This is a genomic window from Bradyrhizobium sp. USDA 3256 (assembly GCF_054058275.1).
The window spans coordinates 1,290,105-1,309,070 of sequence record NZ_JBSSAE010000002.1; the positions used below are offsets into that span (position 1 = coordinate 1,290,105).

At 64.2% G+C, this 18,966-nt stretch carries 17 protein-coding genes and 1 pseudogene; 12 read left to right on the forward strand and 6 right to left on the reverse strand.

The window, feature by feature from the left end:
• Nucleotide 1: 1 nt before the first annotated feature.
• From ACVWY5_RS07815 to ACVWY5_RS07845, 7 genes are all read left to right on the forward strand, one after another.
• Nucleotides 2–2,389 carry an aldehyde dehydrogenase family protein gene (locus ACVWY5_RS07815; protein WP_028337043.1) on the forward strand — a complete coding sequence of 796 codons (2,388 nt, stop codon included), beginning with the start codon at nt 2–4 and terminating at the stop codon, nt 2,387–2,389.
• A 79-nt stretch (nt 2,390–2,468) separates the two neighbouring features.
• The gene (locus ACVWY5_RS07820; protein WP_028337042.1) at nt 2,469–2,924 is read left to right on the forward strand and encodes an RbsD/FucU family protein; all 456 of its coding nucleotides are present in this window, start codon (nt 2,469–2,471) and stop codon (nt 2,922–2,924) included.
• 4 nt (nt 2,925–2,928) lie between these two features.
• Nucleotides 2,929–3,852 carry a ribokinase gene (locus ACVWY5_RS07825; protein WP_028337041.1) on the forward strand — a complete coding sequence of 308 codons (924 nt, stop codon included), beginning with the start codon at nt 2,929–2,931 and terminating at the stop codon, nt 3,850–3,852.
• Between the two features lie 7 nt (nt 3,853–3,859).
• Nucleotides 3,860–4,735, forward strand: a complete 876-nt coding sequence (locus ACVWY5_RS07830; RefSeq protein WP_028337040.1) for a carbohydrate ABC transporter permease — start codon at nt 3,860–3,862, stop codon at nt 4,733–4,735.
• Nucleotides 4,732–5,769, forward strand: a complete 1,038-nt coding sequence (locus ACVWY5_RS07835) for a carbohydrate ABC transporter permease (RefSeq protein ID WP_028337039.1) — start codon at nt 4,732–4,734, stop codon at nt 5,767–5,769. Before ACVWY5_RS07830 ends, ACVWY5_RS07835 begins: the two co-directional genes overlap by 4 nt.
• Before the next feature lie 50 nt (nt 5,770–5,819).
• Nucleotides 5,820–7,259, forward strand: a complete 1,440-nt coding sequence (locus ACVWY5_RS07840) for an extracellular solute-binding protein (protein WP_321177064.1) — start codon at nt 5,820–5,822, stop codon at nt 7,257–7,259.
• 83 nt (nt 7,260–7,342) lie between these two features.
• Nucleotides 7,343–8,434: a sn-glycerol-3-phosphate ABC transporter ATP-binding protein UgpC gene (locus ACVWY5_RS07845; RefSeq protein ID WP_028337037.1), complete on the forward strand. Its 1,092-nt coding sequence runs from the start codon at nt 7,343–7,345 to the stop codon at nt 8,432–8,434.
• A 31-nt stretch (nt 8,435–8,465) separates the two neighbouring features.
• Here ACVWY5_RS07845 and ACVWY5_RS07850 read toward each other — a convergent pair whose 3' ends face one another.
• A complete protein-coding gene (locus tag ACVWY5_RS07850) occupies nt 8,466–9,464 on the reverse strand; it encodes an AraC family transcriptional regulator (protein WP_321177065.1) in 999 nt (332 codons plus the stop codon).
• 540 nt (nt 9,465–10,004) lie between these two features.
• On the opposite strand from ACVWY5_RS07850, the gene ACVWY5_RS07855 reads away from it, so the two are divergent.
• From ACVWY5_RS07855 to serA, 3 genes are all read left to right on the forward strand, one after another.
• Nucleotides 10,005–10,301, forward strand: coding sequence for a hypothetical protein (locus ACVWY5_RS07855; protein ID WP_456671662.1), 297 nt, complete (start codon nt 10,005–10,007; stop codon nt 10,299–10,301).
• 187 nt (nt 10,302–10,488) lie between these two features.
• Nucleotides 10,489–10,824, forward strand: a complete 336-nt coding sequence (locus ACVWY5_RS07860) for a BA14K family protein (RefSeq protein ID WP_050387906.1) — start codon at nt 10,489–10,491, stop codon at nt 10,822–10,824.
• 347 nt (nt 10,825–11,171) lie between these two features.
• Nucleotides 11,172–12,425 (forward strand): phosphoglycerate dehydrogenase, encoded by a 1,254-nt coding sequence (serA, locus tag ACVWY5_RS07865; protein WP_028337033.1) that lies wholly within the window; start codon nt 11,172–11,174, stop codon nt 12,423–12,425.
• Nucleotides 12,426–12,434: 9 nt separating this feature from the next.
• On the opposite strand, the gene ACVWY5_RS07870 is transcribed toward serA, so the two are convergent.
• Complete coding sequence (locus ACVWY5_RS07870) at nt 12,435–13,868, reverse strand: helix-turn-helix domain-containing protein (RefSeq protein ID WP_028337032.1); 1,434 nt, start codon at nt 13,866–13,868, stop codon at nt 12,435–12,437.
• A gap of 146 nt (nt 13,869–14,014) precedes the next feature.
• Between ACVWY5_RS07870 and ACVWY5_RS07875 the strand changes: the two genes are divergently transcribed.
• Entirely contained in the window at nt 14,015–15,652 is a 1,638-nt protein-coding gene (locus ACVWY5_RS07875) for an isocitrate lyase (RefSeq protein WP_028337031.1), read from the forward strand.
• Between the two features lie 223 nt (nt 15,653–15,875).
• A complete protein-coding gene (locus ACVWY5_RS07880; RefSeq protein WP_028337030.1) occupies nt 15,876–16,403 on the forward strand; it encodes a DUF4269 domain-containing protein in 528 nt (175 codons plus the stop codon).
• 22 nt (nt 16,404–16,425) lie between these two features.
• On the opposite strand, the gene ACVWY5_RS07885 is transcribed toward ACVWY5_RS07880, so the two are convergent.
• The 4 genes and pseudogenes from ACVWY5_RS07885 to ACVWY5_RS07900 all read right to left on the reverse strand — a co-directional run bounded on the left by ACVWY5_RS07885 (nt 16,426) and on the right by ACVWY5_RS07900 (nt 18,961).
• A complete protein-coding gene (locus tag ACVWY5_RS07885) occupies nt 16,426–17,640 on the reverse strand; it encodes a PepSY-associated TM helix domain-containing protein (protein WP_028337029.1) in 1,215 nt (404 codons plus the stop codon).
• A pseudogene (locus tag ACVWY5_RS07890) lies at nt 17,640–17,891 on the reverse strand (TonB-dependent siderophore receptor); the annotation flags it as partial. The pseudogene ACVWY5_RS07890 and the gene ACVWY5_RS07885, both read right to left, overlap by 1 nt.
• A gap of 397 nt (nt 17,892–18,288) precedes the next feature.
• Nucleotides 18,289–18,522: a hypothetical protein gene (locus ACVWY5_RS07895; protein ID WP_028337027.1), complete on the reverse strand. Its 234-nt coding sequence runs from the start codon at nt 18,520–18,522 to the stop codon at nt 18,289–18,291.
• A 169-nt stretch (nt 18,523–18,691) separates the two neighbouring features.
• Nucleotides 18,692–18,961 carry a hypothetical protein gene (locus ACVWY5_RS07900; protein WP_028337026.1) on the reverse strand — a complete coding sequence of 90 codons (270 nt, stop codon included), beginning with the start codon at nt 18,959–18,961 and terminating at the stop codon, nt 18,692–18,694.
• Nucleotides 18,962–18,966: the final 5 nt, after the last annotated feature.

Below are 18,966 nucleotides of genomic sequence, written 5' to 3' on the forward strand. Positions count from 1 at the left end.
GATGAGCGTCGCAAACTATTTCGAGACCATGGAGTATGGCCCCGCGCCGGAGGCTGACGGCGAGGCACGCGCCTGGCTGGCGCGGCATGACGCCGTGTTCGGGCATTTCATCGCCGGCAAGTTCACAGCGCCGCATGCCGGTAAACACCTCACGACGACCGAGCCGGCCACCGGCAAGTCGCTGGCGCGCATCGCGCAGGGCGCTGCTGCCGATGTCGAGGCGGCGGTTAGCGCCGCGCGCACCGCGCAGGCAGCGTGGGCAAAGCTCGGCGGTCACGGCCGTGCGCGTCATCTCTATGCGCTGGCGCGCATGCTGCAGCGTCACGCCCGGCTGTTCGCCGTGCTGGAGGCGATCGACAACGGCAAGCCGATCCGGGAAACCCGCGATCTCGACGTGCCGCTCGCTGCGCGCCATTTCCTCTATCACGCCGGCTGGGCGCAGCTGCAGGAGCGCGAACTCGCCGATCAGGTGCCGGTTGGCGTGATCGGGCAGATCATTCCGTGGAATTTCCCGCTGCTGATGCTGGCCTGGAAGATCGCGCCGGCGCTGGCCGCGGGCAATACGGTGGTGTTGAAGCCGGCGGAGTTCACCTCGCTCACCGCGCTGCTGTTCGCCGAGCTTTCGGCTGAGGCCGGCTTGCCGCCGGGCGTGTTGAACGTCGTGACCGGCGATGGCGCGACCGGTGCATTGCTGGTCGAAAGTTCCGGTGTTGACAAGATCGCGTTCACCGGCTCGACCGAGGTCGGGCGGCTGATCCGCCAGTCGACCGCGGGCACCGGCAAATCGCTGACACTCGAACTCGGCGGCAAGTCGCCATTCATCGTGTTCGACGATGCCGATATCGACGGCGCGGTGGAAGGCGTGGTCGATGCGATCTGGTTCAACCAGGGGCAGGTCTGCTGCGCCGGCTCGCGGCTGCTGCTGCAGGAGGGGATCGCGGACACTTTCCGCCGGCGCTTGATCCGTCGCATGGAGACGCTTCGCGTCGGCATGCCGCTCGACAAGGCGATCGACATGGGCGCGGTGGTCGCGCCGGTGCAACTCGAACGGATCAAGTCGCTGGTCGAGACCGGAGTGAAGGAGGGCGCCGATAAATATCAGGCGTCCGGTGCGATCCCGGCGGAAGGATGTTTCTATCCGCCGACCTTGCTCTGGAACGTGCATCCGTCCTCGACGGTTGCGACCGAAGAGATCTTCGGCCCTGTCCTGGTGGCGATGACGTTTCGCACCCCCGACGAGGCCGTGATGCTCGCCAACAACACGCGCTACGGCCTTGCCGCCAGCGTGTGGAGCGAGACGATCGGTCTGGCGCTCGATGTCGCGCCGAAGCTCTTGGCCGGCGTGGTCTGGGTCAACGCCACCAATCTGTTCGACGCCAGCGTCGGCTTCGGCGGCTATCGCGAGTCCGGATTCGGCCGCGAGGGCGGCCGTGAAGGCATGTACGAGTATCTCAAGCCGAAGGCCTGGAGCGGGCGCAAGGCGCGGACCAAGGCATCGCCGCTGCCGACGGCTTCTGGCGCCAGCGCCGGATTCGATGTGCCGCCGATCGATCGGACGGCAAAACTGTTCGTCGGCGGCAAGCAGGTGCGCCCGGACGGTAATTATTCGCGTCCGGTGATGTCGCCGAAGGGCCGGCGCCTCGGCGAGGCAGGCGAGGGCAATCGCAAGGATATCCGCAATGCGGTGGCCGCGGCGCGCTCCGCCGAGTCCTGGACGCGGGCAACGGCGCATAATCGCGCCCAGATCCTCTATTACCTTGCCGAGAATCTTTCCGCGCGCGGCGACGAATTCGCCCGGCGCATCGCCGACATGACCGGCGTGTCGGCCGCGAAGGCGCGCACGGAAGTCGATGCGAGCATCGAGCGGTTGTTCAGCTATGGCGCCTGGGCGGACAAATTCGAAGGATCCATCCACGCGCCGCCGCTGCGCGGCGTGGCGCTCGCGATGCATGAGCCGATTGGCGTGGTCGGCGTCGCCTGTCCCGACGAGGCGCCGCTGCTCGCCTTCATCAGCTTGGTGGCGCCGCTGATTGCGATGGGCAACCGGGTGGTCGCCCTGCCCAGCGAGCGGCATCCGCTCGCCGCGACCGACTTCTACCAGGTGCTGGAGACCTCGGACGTGCCGGGCGGCGTGGTCAACATCGTCACCGGCGACCACAGCGAGCTGGTCAAGGTGCTCGCCGAGCATGACGATGTCGACGCGCTCTGGGCGTTCGGATCGCAGGATGCCTCAGCGGCCGCCGAACGGCTGTCGATCGGCAACCTCAAGCGCACGCTGGTCGATCATGGCCTCGCGCTCGATTGGTACGACAAGGCCGCGAGCGAGGGCCCGATCCTGCTCCGCCACGCGGTGCAGGTGAAGAACATCTGGATTCCGTACGGCGACTAGCGACGTCACCTTGCGGTGATATCGATGGGGTTCGGACCGTCAGAGTCCGGCGAGTTTGAAGACAAGGGAGGGACGCAACATGCTCAAGGGCATCGATCCACTGCTCAATGCCGACGTGCTCTACGCCCTGCGGGCGATGGGGCATGGTGATCGTCTGGTGGTGTGCGATACCAATTTTCCGGCCGACTCGATCGCGCGCCAGACGGTTCTCGGCCGGTTGCTGCGCATCGACAATGTCAGCGCGGCCAGGGCGATTGAGGCGATCCTGTCGGTGATGCCGCTCGATACGTTTGTCGACGATGCCGCGATCCGCATGGAGATTGTCGGCCAGGCGCAGGAAGTGCCACCCGTGCAGCGCGAGGTGCAGGTCGCGATCGATCGCGCGGAGGGACGGTCCTGGCCGCTGGTCGGCGTCGAGCGCCACGCTTTCTACGAGAAGGCCAAGGCGGCCTATTGCGTGATCGCGACGGGCGAGCGGCGCTTCTACGGCTGCTTCCTGTTCAGCAAGGGCGTGATCGGGCCGGACGGGGAGTGACGAGATGAGCAAGAGTGGCGTCGCCGTCCTCGGCGTCTTCGTCGTCGACCTCGCGTTCCGCGCCGGCAACATGCCGGCGATCGGCGAGACGATCGCCGGTTCGGGATTCGCGATGGGGCCGGGCGGCAAGGGATCCAACCAGGCTGTCGCGGCCGCGCGGGCCGGCGCCGGCGTGAGCTTCATCTCGCGGATCGGTAGCGACGCCTTCGGCGAGCTTGCGATCAGGACCTGGGAGGCCGAGGGAATTCGGCCGCGCGTGGCCAGGACGGCGGACGCGCCGACCGGCGCAGCCTTCATTTACGTCCATGAGACGCGCGGCGACAACGCCATCATCGTCGTGCCGGGTGCAGCAGGCGGTATCGGCCCGACCGATGTCGACGCGGTGGCGGACGCGATCCGCGACAGCCGCGTGTTCGTGACGCAGCTTGAGCAGCCGCTCGATGCAGCGCGGCGCGGGCTCGAGATCGCGCGCGCCGCCGGCAGCATCACGGTGTTCAATCCGGCGCCGGCGATCCAATTCAACGATGGCCTGTTTGCGCTGTGCGATTATGTCGTTCCGAACGAGACCGAGGCCGAAGCGCTGACCGGGATCGCGGTGGGCGATCTCGCCGGCGCCCGCCGTGCCGGCGACGCCCTGTTGGCCAAAGGCGCCGGAACGGCGCTGATCACCCTCGGCGAGCGCGGCGCGCTATTCCATGCGCGGGATCGCTCGCTGCACGTGCCGCCCTTCGCGGCCGGCAAAGTCGTCGAAACCACCGGCGCGGGCGATGCATTCGTCGGCGGCTTCGCGGCGGCGCTCGCGGACGGCGTCGATCCGCTCGAGGCTGCGCGCTTCGGTTCGGCCACGGCGGGAATCTCGGTGACCCGGCCGGGCACCGCGCCCGCGATGCCGCGGCGCGCGGAGATCGAAGCGCTGCTGAGGGGATGATGCTGCGATGATGCGGAATGATCCGATCAAGCACGTCTTCATCTGGCCGGCGGTGCTCGTCGTGCTGGCGATCTCGATATTTCCGCTGATCTATTCGCTGACCACGAGCTTCCTGAGCTACCGCCTGATTCCGCCGATCCCACCGCGCGTCGTCTGGCTCGGCAATTATGCGACGTTGTTGCAGGAGCCGCGGTTCTGGAATGCGCTCTTCACCACGACGCTGATTGCGCTGATCGCGGTCGGGCTGCAATACGCGATCGGGTTCGGCGTCGCGCTGGCGCTGAATGCGCGGGTGCCGGGCGAGCGGCTGTTCCGCGTCGCCCTGCTGCTGCCGATGCTGCTGGCGCCCGTCGCGGTCGCGCTGGTGGCGCGCATGATCTTCAATCCGACGATGGGACCGCTCAATCAGTTCCTGTCGAAGTTCGGCCTGGTAAACCTGCCGTTCCTCACCAATGGACATTGGGCACTCGCCTGCATCATCGCGGTGGAGGTCTGGCAGTGGACCCCGTTCATCATCCTGATGATGCTGGCCGGGCTGCAAACGCTTCCCGAGGATGTCTACGAGGCCGCTGAGCTCGAGAATGCCAGCGCCTGGCAGCAGTTCTGGGGCATCACCTTTCCGATGATGCTGCCGATCTCGGCCGCCGTCGTCTTCATCCGCCTGATCGAGAGCTACAAGATCATGGACACGGTGTTCGTGATGACCGGCGGCGGGCCGGGCGTGGACACTGAGACGCTGACGCTGTTCGCCTATCAGGAAGGCTTCAAGAAGTTCAACCTTGGCTACACATCGGCGCTCAGCTTCCTGTTCCTGATCGCGATCACGATCATCGGTGTCACGTATCTTGCGCTGCTGCGGCCGCATCTGGAGAAGCGCCGATGAGCGGGCAGGGCTTGACGGGACTGTCGCCATGGAGCCGCCGCCTGGTCGCAGCCGGCGTTCTCGTCTGGTGCCTGATCACGGTGTTTCCGCTCTATTGGGTGGTGGTGACCGCCTTCAAGACGCCGCCCGGCGTCGTCGGCGGACCTACCTATCTGCCGTTCATCGATTTCACGCCGACCTTGCAGCCCTTCATCGATCTCTATCAGGGCATCCGCGGCGAGTTCTTCCGGACCTTCCTGAACTCGACCATTGTTGGCCTGTCCGCGGCAGCGATCGCCACGGCGATCGGCGCGATGGCGGCCTATGCGCTGGTGCGGTTCGAATTCAAGGTCCGCTTCGGCGCGGGCTTCGTGTTCTTCCTGCTCGCGCTCGGCGGCTACCTGCTGTTCAACACGACGTTCGGGTTCACCCGCCCGCAGGCCCTGTTGCTGGCCTTTCCGATCGCGCTGATCGTGGCCGTCGCCGCCAACCGCCTGCCGCTGCCGGGACCGATCCTCGGCAATGAGGACATCCTGTTCTGGTTCGTCAGCCAGCGCATGTTCCCGCCCATCGTCACCGCCTTCGCCCTGTATCTGCTCTACAGCGAGATCGGCCGGCTGGGCTTCCAGCTGATCGACAGCTTTGTCGGCCTGACGCTGTGCTACGTCGCCTTCTCGCTGCCGATCGTCGTCTGGCTGATGCGTGACTTCTTCGAGGCTGTGCCGATCGAGGTCGAGGAGGCGGCGATGGTCGACAATGTCCCGAGCTGGCGCATCTTCTTCGGCATCGTTGTGCCGATGTCGATGAACGGGCTGCTGGCGACGTTCATGATCACGCTGGCCTTCGTCTGGAACGAGTTTCTGTTCGCGCTGTTCCTGACCAATTCCAGATGGCAGACGCTGCCGATCCTGGTGGCGGGACAGAACAGCCAGCGCGGTGACGAATGGTGGGCGATCTCGGCTGCGGCGCTCGTCGCCATCGTTCCCATGATGATCATGGCGGGCCTGCTCAGCCGGATGATGCGGTCGGGCCTGCTGCTCGGGGCCATCAAATAGCAAAAAAACCTTGTAGGGAGGACTAGACGATGTTGCGACGGACGTTCCTGATGCTGACCACCTCGCTCGCGATGGCCTGTGCCGCGAGTCAGGCGAATGCGGCCTGCAGCCCGGACTATACCGGTGTCACCCTGACGGTGGCGTCGCAGACCGGGCCGTATATCGCCTCCGCGCTCAAGCTCGGCGCGGACGAATGGGCCAAGAAGACTTGCGGCAAGGTCAATGTCGTCGAATTCCCGTGGTCCGAGCTCTATCCGAAGATCGCGACATCGCTGACGGCGTCGGACGCGACGTTCGACCTCGTCAGCTTCGCGCCGGCCTGGCTGCCGGACTTCGTGCCCTATCTCAGCGAGATGCCTAAGGAAATGCAGTCCGGCAAGGACTGGGACGATATCGAGCCGGCCTATCGCGAACGGCTGATGGTGTGGGAAGGCAAGATCTACTCGCAGTCGATGGATGGCGACGTCCACACCTATACCTACCGCACCGACCTGTTCAGCGATCCCAAGGAGAAGGACGCCTTCAAGGCCAAATACGGCTACGACCTCGCGCCGCCGAAGACCTGGAAGCAGTATCTCGACATTGCGGAGTTCTTCCAGCGGCCCGACAAGGGATTGTGGGGAACGGCGGAAGCCTTCCGCCGAGGCGGTCAGCAGTTCTGGTTCTTCTTCAGCCATGCGGCGGCATACGCCAACAATCCGAACTATCCGGGCGCGATGTTCTTTGACCCCGAGACGATGGACGCGCAGATCAACAACCCGGGCTGGGTGAAGGGGCTCGAGGAATACATCAGGGCATCGAAGCTCGGGCCGCCCAATGCGCTGAATTTCTCGTTCGGCGAGGTGAACGCTGCCGTGGCCGGCGGCCAGGTTGCGGAATCGATCGGCTGGGGCGACACCGGCGTCATCGCCGCCGACCCGAAGCAGTCGAAGATCTCGGGCAAGGTCGGTTCGGCGATGCTGCCCGGTTCGGACGCGATCTGGAACGCCAAGACCAAGAAGTGGGACAAGTTCCCGAGCGTGCTTCCGGGCCCGTTCATGGCATTCGGCGGCTGGCAGATCGCGGTGCCGAAGGCCGGCAAGAACCAGAAGGCGGCGTGGGATTTCGTCAAGACACTGACAAGCCCTGAAGTGTCGGGCCAAGCGGCGATCACCGGCGGCAGCGGCGTCAATCCCTATCGCAAATCGCACACTGCCAATCTGCAATTGTGGAGCAAGATCTTCTCGCCGGAGGAGGCCAAGGAATATCTCGGCGCGCAATCCGACTCCATCAATGCCAAGAACGTCGCGCTCGACATGCGTCTGCCCGGCTACTTCTCTTATACCGAGGTGGTGGAGATCGAGCTCGGCAAGGCGCTGGCCGGCCAAACCACGCCGCAGGCGGCGCTCGACGCGATGGCCAAGGAGTGGAATCGGCTGACCGACGAGTTCGGCCGGGCCAAGCAGCTTGCGGCCTATCGCGCGGCGATGGGTCTTCCGTCGAAGAACTAGCTTTCCAGTGAGACGTCCCGGATGATGCGCGAGCATGGTCCGGGACTTTACTTGCCGTCGACGAAGGGACGGAAAAGGTATCCATGGCGCACGTCGAGATCGAGAACGTCAGCAAGGCATACGGGCCCTTCAAGATCATTGAAGGGCTCGACCTCAACGTGGCCGACGAGGAGTTTGTCGTGCTTGTCGGTCCGTCCGGCTGCGGCAAGACGACGACGTTGCGCATGATCGCGGGATTGGAGGCGGTGACGAGCGGAACCATTCGCATCGGCAATCGCGACGTGACGCAATTGCGTCCCGGCTTGCGCAATTGCGCGATGGTGTTCCAGAACTACGCGCTCTACCCGCATATGACGGTCGGAGAGAACATCGGCTACGGCATGAAGGTGCGGGGCGAATCGCGCGCCAGCATCGAGAAGGCCGTCAATGACGTGGCACGCGTGCTTGACCTCGAACAATATCTGCAGCGCCGGCCCAAGCAGCTCTCGGGCGGGCAGCGCCAGCGCGTGGCGATCGGCCGCGCCATCGTGCGCAGCCCGGATGTGTTTCTGTTCGACGAGCCATTGTCCAATCTCGACGCCAAGCTCCGTATCGAGATGCGGACCGAGATCAAGGCGCTGCACCGCCGTCTCGCCAAGACGATCGTCTATGTCACGCACGACCAGGTCGAAGCCATGACCATGGCCGACCGCGTCGTGGTGATGAACCGCGGCCGCATCGAACAGGCGGCCGATCCGATCACGATCTACGAGAAGCCCAGCAATCTCTTCGTCGCCGGCTTCATGGGCGCGCCCAGCATGAATTTCATCCATGGCGAGCTCGTCGCCCGCGACGGCGCGCTCACCTTCACCGAGCCGTCGGGCACGGCGTTGAGAGTGCCGAAGTCACGCGAGGCGGCCTATGCCGGCAGCGTCGGCAAGCCCGTGGTGCTCGGCGTCCGGCCCGACCATGTGTTGCGGCAAGACGCACCGGCGGGCTCTTCGATCCGGATCCTTGTGAAAGACGTGGAGCCGCTCGGGCCGCACACGCTGGTGATCGGGACCGTCGGCCCATTCGCGTTCACGGCGCAAATGCCGGTCGGCGTCGCCGCGGAGCCGGATCATGTCATCGACGTCGCGCTCGATCTCGAGCGAACGCACTTGTTCGACAAGGCGTCCGGGACGGCTATTTGCTGATTTGCCGCAGCCTGGCTCGACAACCGCTTGCCTAGCTGCAGAACCCTCGCGCGCGCCGGACCGTATCGGACGGATACAGGCCGAAAGCCGAGCGGTAGACCGCAGCGAAACGGCCCATATGCGTAAAGCCCCACTTCAGGGCAACTTCGCTGACCGGGAGCATGTTCTCCGGTCGCGACAGTTCGTCGTGGATGGCCTCCAGCCGAATTTGTCGCAAATAGGCGACCGGCGTCGTGCCGTGAACTTTGCGGAAGCCCAATTGCAGCAGCCGGCTGCTGACCCCAACCGTTGCGGCAATATCCGATATCGTCAGCGGCAGATGCGGATTGGCCCGCATATGCTCGACCGCACGGCGAATGTAGCGCGGCGGCGCATCCAGCGGGTGGCGGCTCAACCGGTCGGTCAACCGATGAGGAACGTTCTCAAGGATGAGCTGTATCGCCGCTTCCGATAGCAGCGCACTGGCTTTCGGAGAGCGTGCCAGGATCCCGTCATACAGACCGGTGGTGCTCGTGCGGACAAGCTGAAGAAGGGTCTGTCCAACGCCGGTCGACAAGTCGACGATCGGCGTCAGATTGAGATCTTCCAGCGCCGTGCTCCCGAACGTCGCAGACAGCACCTTGGTAACTGCGCCGGTATGCAAGGTGAGCGTGACGCTTGAGTATCGTCCATCGACCGCTTCGACCCGCTGCGCTTGCATCGTCGGAAGGGGCACGATGGCAATCTCGGAGGGGGTCCGCTCGATGCTCTTTCCTGCAATGAGCATTTCGGCCTGGCCGGCATTCAGCAGGCTTATCGCGAGCTCTCCGGCAGAATTCTCGTATGAATAGCGCCAATCCCAACCGGCCGACAGATCGGCCCGCACGACATCAAGTTCTGCGCCTATGGCTATATCCGCATGCCAGCGAAACGATTCATCACGCTGCGGCGAGGAATGCGCATTGATCCCATGCGGCTGAAGCATTTCAAGGAGTTCTTCAAACGAAGATCCCGATCGCGTGGGAGCTGCAGCGAGTACGTCGTCGACCATCAAATCCCAACCATCGGAAGTTTGCTGTCCGCGAAGTGACCCGGTCCGTCGGACCGGGCAATCATCGTTGAAGCCGCTGCCACACGCACAAATCGCGCCATCACACTAGCACGGCTTTCGGTGAATTCCGGTCGTGCTCTCTTTCTGTTGATCCTCTCAATATCCGATTTTCGAACGGGATATCCAGATCGCGCAATCGGGCCGTCAAAGGTACCATTTGATCTCATTGGCTCCGCCGGTATTGCGCGAAAGTTTCAAATCAATCCTGTCGCGCCGACGTTCGAGTGCACGGGAAAATGCACAACGTTCGCAATCGATCGTCATAGCCACAATCCGAACGCCTCCATCCGGAATGCGACGTCGTCCATGGACTCGTAGCCCATTTGGCCTAAATCGTCACGACCAACTCAAACGGGTTATGAAAGCATGCTTACAAGGATTACTTGCGTACTCGCGCTTACAGTTCTTTCGTCCATGCCTGCGCTGGCCGATGGTTGCGCAGATCACGTCCAGAGCACCGGCGTTCCGATGGTAACGGGCATGACGCACAAGACCTGGATGACCTTCTCGTCGGTCAATCCCGGTGCTGCCCTCGACAAGGTGTCCCGCGCCGTTCTGGCCGAGGGTTTTGTCGGTGTGAACGTCGACAAGAAACTCGGCACGCTGACCACCCAGCAGGAGACCACCGGCTCCGGCCGGCCGCAAACGTTGCAAGTCGTCGTCCGCAAGGATGGCAAAGGCAGCCGCGTCGATGCGACCTTCATCCTGCCGCCGGGACAGTTGGCTCCAGGTATCGGCGATAACCTCTGCCGCGTCGTGAACGCAGCCGGCCAATGAACTCGCCCATCCGTGAATTCAGGTTGACGCGCGAATTGCAACCGGCCGCGCGTGTCCGGGTGTCGTCCGGTCCGAGACCGGGCGAGCCCATCCATGTTTGGGAATCGGGGCGCAGGTGTCGGCCTGCGCCCACAGCAATAAAGCAGGAGATATGATGCGTAGGGCTCGCTTTCTGAAAGTCGTTTTGATGGCCGCCACCGCTGCCACGGTGTTTTCGGCCTCCGCCATTTCGGCTCCGTTGCAGCACGGTGCCGGCGTTGCGGCAGCAGTGCCGTCGTTGACGGAGAAGGTCTGGTGCCGTTACGGGCAGTGCTACGACAATGGCGGCGGCGCGGCCGTCGGCGGACTGGTCGGTGGCCTCATCGGCGGCGTTATCGCGGCCGGCGCAGCCAACGCCGCCGCGCAGCAGGAAGCTGCTGCCGCCCAGCAGCATGCAGCGTCCTGCGCCCAGCGTTATCGCTCCTACGATGCGGCGTCGAATACGTTCCAGGCAAAGGACGGCCGGCGGTATCCCTGCCAATGAGACCGCAGCAGGCTTGCGGCGCCGGAGCGGGGAAGCGAAACCGCCGCTCCAGACAATAGCCTTCGGCGCCGAGCTGAGCACGAATGGAGCTCCGGCCAGGGAGCCGGAGCGGGCGTTCGAGCGCCTCAGGAGCTGCAACGCGGCTTCTGCCGGCGAATTGGCCAGGACCTTTGACTGAACGGGTTCCCGCTCCGCGCCTGGATGCGCGGATCGAAGGGCTTCATCGGGAATCGCAGCGCGGGCGGCCCACGGCGGCTTCTGACGGGATCGTTTTCTATGCTATCACGCGATCCGTCGAAACTGCGCTCGTGGCAGGATCTGCCCGAACCTTACGAATCCGGATCTCGATGATGTTGTCGCTTCCCAAGACCAAAATACGCGTGCTGCTGCTGGAGGGCGTGAACGAATCCGCGGCCCGGATGTTCGAGGCGAACGGCTATACCGAGCTGCAACGTCTGCCCAAGGCGCTGGGACCCAAAGAACTCAGGCAGGCGCTGTCAGGCATCCATATGCTGGGAATTCGCTCGCGAACCCAGTTGACCGCAGACATCCTGGAGGCCGCCGACCGATTGCTCGTTGTCGGCTGCTTTTCGGTCGGCACCAATCAGGTCGATCTCGACGCCGCGCGGAGGCTGGGGATCCCCGTCTTCAACGCGCCATACTCCAACACCCGCAGCGTGGCGGAGCTGACCATCGCCGAGATCGTGATGCTGTTCCGCCGGATCTTTCCGCGTTCGGTCTCTGCACATGCCGGCGGCTGGGACAAGTCCGCCGAAGGCAGCCGCGAGGTGCGCGGCAAGACGCTCGGAATCGTCGGCTACGGCAACATCGGCTCGCAGCTGTCGAACCTCGCAGAGGCCATGGGCATGCGTGTGATCTATTTTGATCAGACCGACAAGCTCCGCCATGGCAATACCGAACCCGCCGAATCGCTCGACGCGTTGCTCGCAGCCAGCGACGTCGTATCGCTGCATGTGCCGGAGACGCCGGCCACCGCCAACATGATTGGCGCGGCCCAGCTCCAGCTGATGAAGCCTGAGGCCCATCTGATCAATAACTCGCGCGGGACCGTGGTCGATCTCGATGCGCTGGCGAGCGCGCTGCGTGAGGGCCGGCTGGCGGGTGCTGCGGTCGACGTGTTTCCGGTCGAGCCGGTGTCGAACGAGACGCGCTTTGTCTCGCCGCTGCAAGGTCTCCCTAACGTCATCCTCACGCCGCATGTCGGCGGTTCGACGGAAGAAGCGCAGGATCGCATCGGCGGCGAAGTCGCGCGCAAGTTGATCGACTATTCCGATGTCGGATCGACCTTCGGAGCGGTCAATTTTCCGCAGGTGCAATTGCCGGCGCGACCGACCGGCACCCGTTTCATCCATGTTCATCGCAACGTTCCCGGCGTCATGCGCCAGGTCAACGACGCGGTCTCCCGGCACGGGATCAATATCCTGGCGCAATATCTGCAGACCGATCCGGAAGTCGGCTATGTCGTGCTCGAGACCGACGTGGTCGGCGGCGAGGGCGAGGGATTATTGGCCGATTTGAAAGCCATTGACGGCACGATCCGCGTGCGGGTGCTGTACGACCAGAACCGGCCGCAGGGCTGACCGACCTCGTCAGTCGGCCGAGAATCCGAACGGCACGCTCGAGGTCCTGAAATCGTCCGGAAGAATCTCGCGTCCGATCGGCGGCGCCGACCGCGCCGCGCATCTCGGTCGATGGCAGACCCGGCATGCGACGCCGATCGGCGTCGGCTCGTCGGCATTCGGTCCCTGTCCGTCGCGCGTGTAGATCAACTGGCCCGCATGTTCGGCGGCGCAGCCGATCGCGATCGCCCGCTCGACGCGGATGGCGCCGAACGCGCCGCCGCCGGCGGTCACGGTGCGGGCGATCGAAAAGAACCGCTGCCCGTCGGGCAATTCCAGCCATTGGGTGACGATCTGGCGCGGCGTCTTGAAGATATCGTGCACTGACCACAGCGGACATGCGCCGCCGTGCTTTGCAAACGGGAAGCCGGCGCCGTCAAGCAGCTTGGAAATGTTGCCGGCCGGATCGACCCGGATCAGGAAGAACGGGACCTTCTCAAGACCCGGCCGTTGCAAGGTCGTGACGCGGTGCGCGATCTGCTCGAAGCTGGTGCCGAATTGACGCGCCAGCGCCTCCAGATCGTAGCGGCGTGCCTCGACCGCTTTCGCGAACACGGAATACGGCATGATGAGTGCGGCGGCGGCGTAGGCCGCAAGCGCACGGCGGGCCAGCAGTTCGGCGCTTTTGGTCGTGAACTTGCCGGCTTCGACGGCGGCACCGATCTCGTTTTCCAGTTCCAGATAGGCAAGTTGCTTGGCCAGCTGAAAATTGAGGCCCGCGGTATCGAGCGAGTCCTCCAGCAGCAATTGTCTGCGATGAAGGTCCAGTCGCCTGATCGAACCCAGCATGACGTTCGGCGGCAGATAACGGACCTGGAGTTTATGTCGCTCCCGAAGCCGCTCGATAAATCCGGCCGGTCCGGCCGGTTCGTGGACGAGCCGCTCGGCGGCATCGTCGAGGCTGGCAAAATTGTTGCGGCGCGCGGCGAGAAATCGTCGGACCTCCGCGACGGGATCGTTGGCGTCAAAGTTCTCCTGACCCGGTGAAGCGATCGCCATGTCCGGAGCCCTGCGCTCCGCAAGCGCCAGTTGCTCTTCGCGATAGGCGGTGTAGAGGCGCAGGAACGCCTCGGTCATTCCGGGGTAGCTGACTGCGAGGTCGCTGACCTCGAGCGCGGGGATGTCGATGTCGGCAAACATCGGTTCCTTCAAAATCGATTGCATGCGGGCGGTGTGATCGGCACCGCCGTCACCGGCGAGATCGGCCAGATCGATCTTGTAGGTGCGGGCAAGCCGCAGCAGCATGTCGGCCGTCACCGGGCGCTGATTGCGTTCCAGCAGCGCCACATAGGGGGCCGAGATTTCGAGATCGGCGGCCATGTCGGCTTGGGTCAGCCCGAGGTCGCGCCGCAGCCGGCGCAGTCGTGGACCCATGAAAACGGAACGGGCGCTTGAGGTTACCATCGCCTTATCCAAAGTTTGTAAGATTCTTACAAACAATACATCTGTTTCTTGTAAGTTATGACAAGTTTTCCGCGCCAGGTCTAGCTCCCGACGGCGCCGCGGGTGACAAACGGTGCAGTTATTTCGTCACCGAAGGGATCACGGACATGAACTTCCAACCGCGCGGGATCAGCGACCGGGCCATCCAGGGACCGGCTTCGTATCAGAGCGAGATCGAGGCGGCCGAAGCGCTGCTCAAGACCAAGGACACCTGGAACGGCGTCACCGCCGAAGCCGTGGCGCGGATGCGCCTGCAGAACCGCTTCAAGACCGGTCTGGATGTCGCCCGTTACACGGCTGCGCTGATGCGCGCCGACATGGCCGCCTATGACGCCGACAGCACCAAGTACACCCAGTCGCTCGGCTGCTGGCACGGCTTCATCGCTCAGCAGAAGCTGATCTCGGTCAAGAAGCACTTCGGCAATACCGACCGCCGCTATCTGTATCTGTCCGGCTGGATGATCGCGGCGCTGCGCTCCGAGTTCGGCCCGCTGCCGGATCAGTCGATGCATGAGAAGACCTCGGTGCCGGCCCTGATCGAAGAGCTCTACACCTTCCTGCGTCAGGCGGATTCGCGTGAGCTGAACGACATCTTCCGTGCGCTCGATGCGGCGCGCAAGGAAGGCGACAAGGCCAAGGAAAAGGCGCTGATCGAGAAGATCGACAACTTCCAGACCCACGTCGTGCCTGTGATCGCCGACATCGACGCCGGCTTCGGCAATGCGGAGGCGACTTATCTGCTCGCCAAGAAGATGATCGAGGCGGGCGCCTGCGCCCTGCAGATCGAGAACCAGGTCTCCGACGAGAAGCAGTGCGGCCACCAGGACGGCAAGGTCACCGTGCCGCACGAGGTGTTCATCGCGAAGATCCGCGCCTGCCGCCACGCGTTCCTCGAGCTCGGCGTCGAGGACGGCGTCATCGTGACCCGCACCGACTCGCTCGGTGCCGGCCTGACCCAGCAGATCGCGGTCAGCCACAAGCCCGGCGACCTCGGCGACCAGTACAACAGCTTCCTTGATTGCGAGGAAGTGACGGCCGCCAACGCGCGCAACGGCGACGTCATCATCAACCAGAACGGCAAGATGATGCGTCCGAAGCGTCTGCCCAGCAACCTCTACCAGTTCCGTCCCGGCACCGGTGCGGACCGCTGCGTGCTCGACTGCATCACCTCGCTGCAGAACGGCGCCGACCTCTTGTGGATCGAGACCGAGAAGCCGCATATCGAGCAGATCGCCTCGATGGTCGACCGCATCCGCAAGGTCATTCCGAACGCGAAGCTCGCCTACAACAACTCGCCGTCGTTCAACTGGACGATCAACTTCCGTTGGCAGGTCTACGACGCGATGAAGGAAGCCGGCAAGGATGTCAGCAAGTACAACCGTGCCGAGCTGATGAAGCCGGAATACGACGAGACGCCGCTGGCGATCGAGGCCGACGAGCGCATCCGTACCTTCCAGGCGGATTCGGCCAAGCGCGCCGGCATCTTCCATCACCTGATCACGCTGCCGACCTACCACACGGCCGCGCTGTCGACCGACAATCTCGCGAAGGAGTATTTCGGCGAGCAGGGCATGCTTGGCTACGTCAAGAACGTGCAGCGCGCCGAGATCCGTCAGGGCATCGCCTGCGCCAAGCATCAGAACATGGCGGGCTCCGACATCGGCGACGATCACAAGGAGTACTTCGCCGGTGAGGCTGCCCTCAAGGCGGGCGGCGCCCACAACACGATGAACCAGTTCGGCTAATCGATCGAACGGATCATTTCGACTATCGGCCGGACGGCCTGGCGCGCGAGCAGCCTGGCCTGTCCGCCGGCGGCGGGGCGATCTTCGACCACGGTGACGCGGTCGAGATCGCCCCGTAACGTTTTTGGGCTCGCTTCCCCTCAAGCCCGCCCATCTGCAGAGGTTCGCGCGTACCATGCGCGTGTGGTAATGCGTCGCTGCGATCTCGAGGGCATGCCACGCGATGAGTGTCGGGCACTACGCATCCGCCGTCACCAGCTCCGCCGTGATGGAACTGCTGAAGCCGTTCGATCCCCGTATCGTCGGAACGCTGCCGCTCGGTCTCGCCGTGCCCGGCAGCGACATCGATATCGTCTGCCATGCGTCCGACCCGAACGCATTCGCGGACGTCGTTTGGGCTCACTATCAAGCGCGCGATGATTTCGCTCTTTTCCGATGGACCTCGGGGACGCGGCCGGTGATTGCCCGCTTTGTGTGCGACGGCTGGCCGTTCGAACTGTTCGGTGATCAGCGTCCAGTGGAGCAGCAACGAGGCTGGATCCACTTCGAGGTCGAACGGCGGCTGCTTGCGCTTGACGATGGGCCGCTGCGGCGAGCCGTCAGCGAATTGAGGGCGGGCGGTCTCAAGACCGAGCCTGCGTTCGCTGCCGTGCTCGGGATATCGGGCGACCCCTATCGTGGATTGCTTGAGCTCGCGGCCGAAACGGACGCCGAGTTACGTGCCCGGCTCGCGGCGTGCGATCTCGGCTGAGCGCCAAATTGATGAAACGGCTTCATTCACCGGGAACGAGGTGGCCGACCGGCGGCCGCGCCAGGCGCCGGTGCTTGCGGCGGGACAGATAAAGCAGCAGGCCGGTCGCGGCAAACAGCGGCATCATGGCGGCGGCCAGCATGAACGCGAGCTTGCCGGGCCATCCCAGAATCGCACCGCGGTGGATGTCGAGCACGCTGGCGAGGACGCGTTCGCCAAACGTCTTGTCGGCGTAGCGATCCGATGAGATGAGGCGGCCGGTAAGGGCATCGATACGGAATTCGTCACGCACCGCCTCGCGTGTCGAATCCTGCGGCCATGACCGCACGCGCACGGCCGTGCCCGCGCCGGCCGGCAGCGTCATGAGGGCCCTTCCGTAACTGTTGTTCTCCTGCTGCAGGAACGCCGACCAGACGTGATCGAAGGCAAGCGGCTTTGCCTCGGCCTTCGCTTCGGTCTTGGCTTGACCCTTGCTCTCGGCAGCCGCGCCGCCGCGCGGCGGCTTGGATTGCATCGCGTTTGCTATGGCCTGAGGCCGCGCGAACAGCCAGTTGGCGCCGGCCTTATACCATTCGAACGAATACCACAGGCCGGTCAGCGTCATCACCAGATAGACCGGCAGCACCCAGGTGCCGATCACGGCGTGCAGCGAGCGGTGCAGGCCGCGGCCGCGCAGTCCCAGATTCGGCTTCAGCCACATCCTCACGCTGCCCGCGCGACGCGGCCAGCGCAGCACGAGGCCGGTGATCAGCATCACGATCAGGCAGATCGCAGCCGACCCGGTGATCTTACGGCCGATGCCATTGCCGTCACCCGGCAACAGCAGCCAGCGATGCAGCTTGCGGACGGTTGCGAAAAAGTCCTCGCCGCGCGGCGAGCCGAGCACGTGCCCGTCATAGGGGTCGACATAGACCGAGGACGGCCGCGTGCCGCCTTCGCTGCGAGCGAAACGGATGCGGGCCGCGGCCGATGGATCGCTCGACATCGTCACGGCCGAGACCTTGCTGAAATCGCCCGCCGCCGCCAGCCGCGCGATCAACTCGTCCGGCGTGAGCCGTTGGGTCGCGCTGGCCTCGACGCGCATCATCTGACTGTTCAGGCTGGCCTCGATCTCATCCTCAAAGGCCATCGTCGCGCCGGTGAGGCCGACCACGGCCCATACCAGCGCCAACACAAGGCCAACCAGGGAATGGACCTGCAGCAGTGCTGCCTTGATCGGGCGCCAAACGTCACGCATCAGAATTTCACCGTCGCCGAGAGCGAGAAGCGCCGCGCGTCGCCCATCGCGACCGTCAGGATGCTGTTGGCCGAAGGGTAGTAGACCGTGTCGAACAGGTTCTTGACGTTGAACTGGTAGATGACCGGAAACGACTGGACCTTGGTCTCGTAGGTCGCAAACACGTCCGCGACCGTGTAGGCCGGCAGCACGAAGCTGTTCGCGGCATCGCCTGGCCGGTCGCCGACATAGCGCGCGCCGCCGCCGAGGCGATCTATGATTTCGGCACCACCCTGCCCGGCAGGCTTCGCTGCGCCGATCACCAGATGGGTGCGGCCCTTGTCGGCGGCATTTCGACGGTCGCCGACAACCCGGCCATCAGCATTCACGGGCACTCTTGCACTTCCGATTCACGCGAACTCGTTCACGGCGCGCCTCTAGCAGTCGGCGCGCGCGAAAAGAACCGGAGCAGACTTGAATCTCTCTAACCGGAATGGATTTGAAACATTCTAAGACGCGACAGGGCTCGCGCGCGTGCGCGAGCCCTGAACCTCGTGACCTGCTTGTCGCGTCTGCGCGTCAAATGGCCGTGCCATCGTCGCCTGAGGCTGCGGCCGTGGTTCTGTCACATCTCAGGTGTATGGTTTGCCGTAGGCCGCGCGATGCGCCTCACGACAACGCCAGGCTGACCGGCGCCTTGCCGACCACTCCGGTGCTCACGCCGTCGCGCGCCATCGATTCGATCTCGTTCCAGTTCTCGCGAAAGATCCGCGCCGCCTCGTTGGCACTTTCCGCCTGGATCGTCAGACTGCACGCGCGTCTTGTGCCATTGCTGGCGAGCTGGAAGTAGAGAACATATCCAGACGATTCCGCACTCCGTGCGCCCAGCGGTGCCTGCTGCATGTAGGTTTTCCCCAAAGTGTTTTTGTTGCGCCACCCGCAGACAGGATTTGACAGGGATGCGGCACCTTCGTGGTTCACAACGCCGCAATCTGCACGATTGCGCATTTTGTTCGGCGGTGTTGCCGGGACTCAACAGGCGATGGAACCGATGACCCGCAATGGCTGCAACTCAGCCGCGACCGCCATGTGGCTTCAACTGTTGTTTGGTGATGGGTTGCCCTTCCTTGAGGGGGGAGCCGCGGCGCGAATCTCCGCGGCGGTCACAATTGCGATGCCGCGCTGAGATCGAACGGCCGCTGTGGCGCAGGATCTGCGCTCCGCTCAAGGTAGCGTTCGCGACGACGCGGAAGTCGATGTAGCGCCAGATCGCAGATCGCGGGCGCAGCGAAGCCGTCGCGCCAGGCTGACCCGTGCCGTCGCCGACCACCGAGAATTGCATCTGTC

Excerpts from the sequence above, each read along its gene's own strand:
- ACVWY5_RS07815 (WP_028337043.1), top strand. The coding sequence starts at position 2 with ATGAGCGTCGCAAACTATTTCGAGACCATGGAGTATGGCCCCGCGCCG.
- ACVWY5_RS07820 (WP_028337042.1), top strand. The coding sequence starts at position 2,469 with ATGCTCAAGGGCATCGATCCACTGCTCAATGCCGACGTGCTCTACGCC.
- ACVWY5_RS07825 (WP_028337041.1), top strand. The coding sequence starts at position 2,929 with ATGAGCAAGAGTGGCGTCGCCGTCCTCGGCGTCTTCGTCGTCGACCTC.
- ACVWY5_RS07830 (WP_028337040.1), top strand. The coding sequence starts at position 3,860 with ATGATGCGGAATGATCCGATCAAGCACGTCTTCATCTGGCCGGCGGTG.
- ACVWY5_RS07835 (WP_028337039.1), top strand. The coding sequence starts at position 4,732 with ATGAGCGGGCAGGGCTTGACGGGACTGTCGCCATGGAGCCGCCGCCTG.
- ACVWY5_RS07840 (WP_321177064.1), top strand. The coding sequence starts at position 5,820 with ATGCTGACCACCTCGCTCGCGATGGCCTGTGCCGCGAGTCAGGCGAAT.
- ACVWY5_RS07845 (WP_028337037.1), top strand. The coding sequence starts at position 7,343 with ATGGCGCACGTCGAGATCGAGAACGTCAGCAAGGCATACGGGCCCTTC.
- ACVWY5_RS07850 (WP_321177065.1), bottom strand. The coding sequence starts at position 9,464 with ATGGTCGACGACGTACTCGCTGCAGCTCCCACGCGATCGGGATCTTCG.
- ACVWY5_RS07855 (WP_456671662.1), top strand. The coding sequence starts at position 10,005 with ATGACGCACAAGACCTGGATGACCTTCTCGTCGGTCAATCCCGGTGCT.
- ACVWY5_RS07860 (WP_050387906.1), top strand. The coding sequence starts at position 10,489 with ATGGCCGCCACCGCTGCCACGGTGTTTTCGGCCTCCGCCATTTCGGCT.
- serA (WP_028337033.1), top strand. The coding sequence starts at position 11,172 with ATGATGTTGTCGCTTCCCAAGACCAAAATACGCGTGCTGCTGCTGGAG.
- ACVWY5_RS07870 (WP_028337032.1), bottom strand. The coding sequence starts at position 13,868 with ATGGTAACCTCAAGCGCCCGTTCCGTTTTCATGGGTCCACGACTGCGC.
- ACVWY5_RS07875 (WP_028337031.1), top strand. The coding sequence starts at position 14,015 with ATGAACTTCCAACCGCGCGGGATCAGCGACCGGGCCATCCAGGGACCG.
- ACVWY5_RS07880 (WP_028337030.1), top strand. The coding sequence starts at position 15,876 with ATGAGTGTCGGGCACTACGCATCCGCCGTCACCAGCTCCGCCGTGATG.
- ACVWY5_RS07885 (WP_028337029.1), bottom strand. The coding sequence starts at position 17,640 with ATGCGTGACGTTTGGCGCCCGATCAAGGCAGCACTGCTGCAGGTCCAT.
- ACVWY5_RS07895 (WP_028337027.1), bottom strand. The coding sequence starts at position 18,522 with ATGCAGCAGGCACCGCTGGGCGCACGGAGTGCGGAATCGTCTGGATAT.
- ACVWY5_RS07900 (WP_028337026.1), bottom strand. The coding sequence starts at position 18,961 with ATGCAATTCTCGGTGGTCGGCGACGGCACGGGTCAGCCTGGCGCGACG.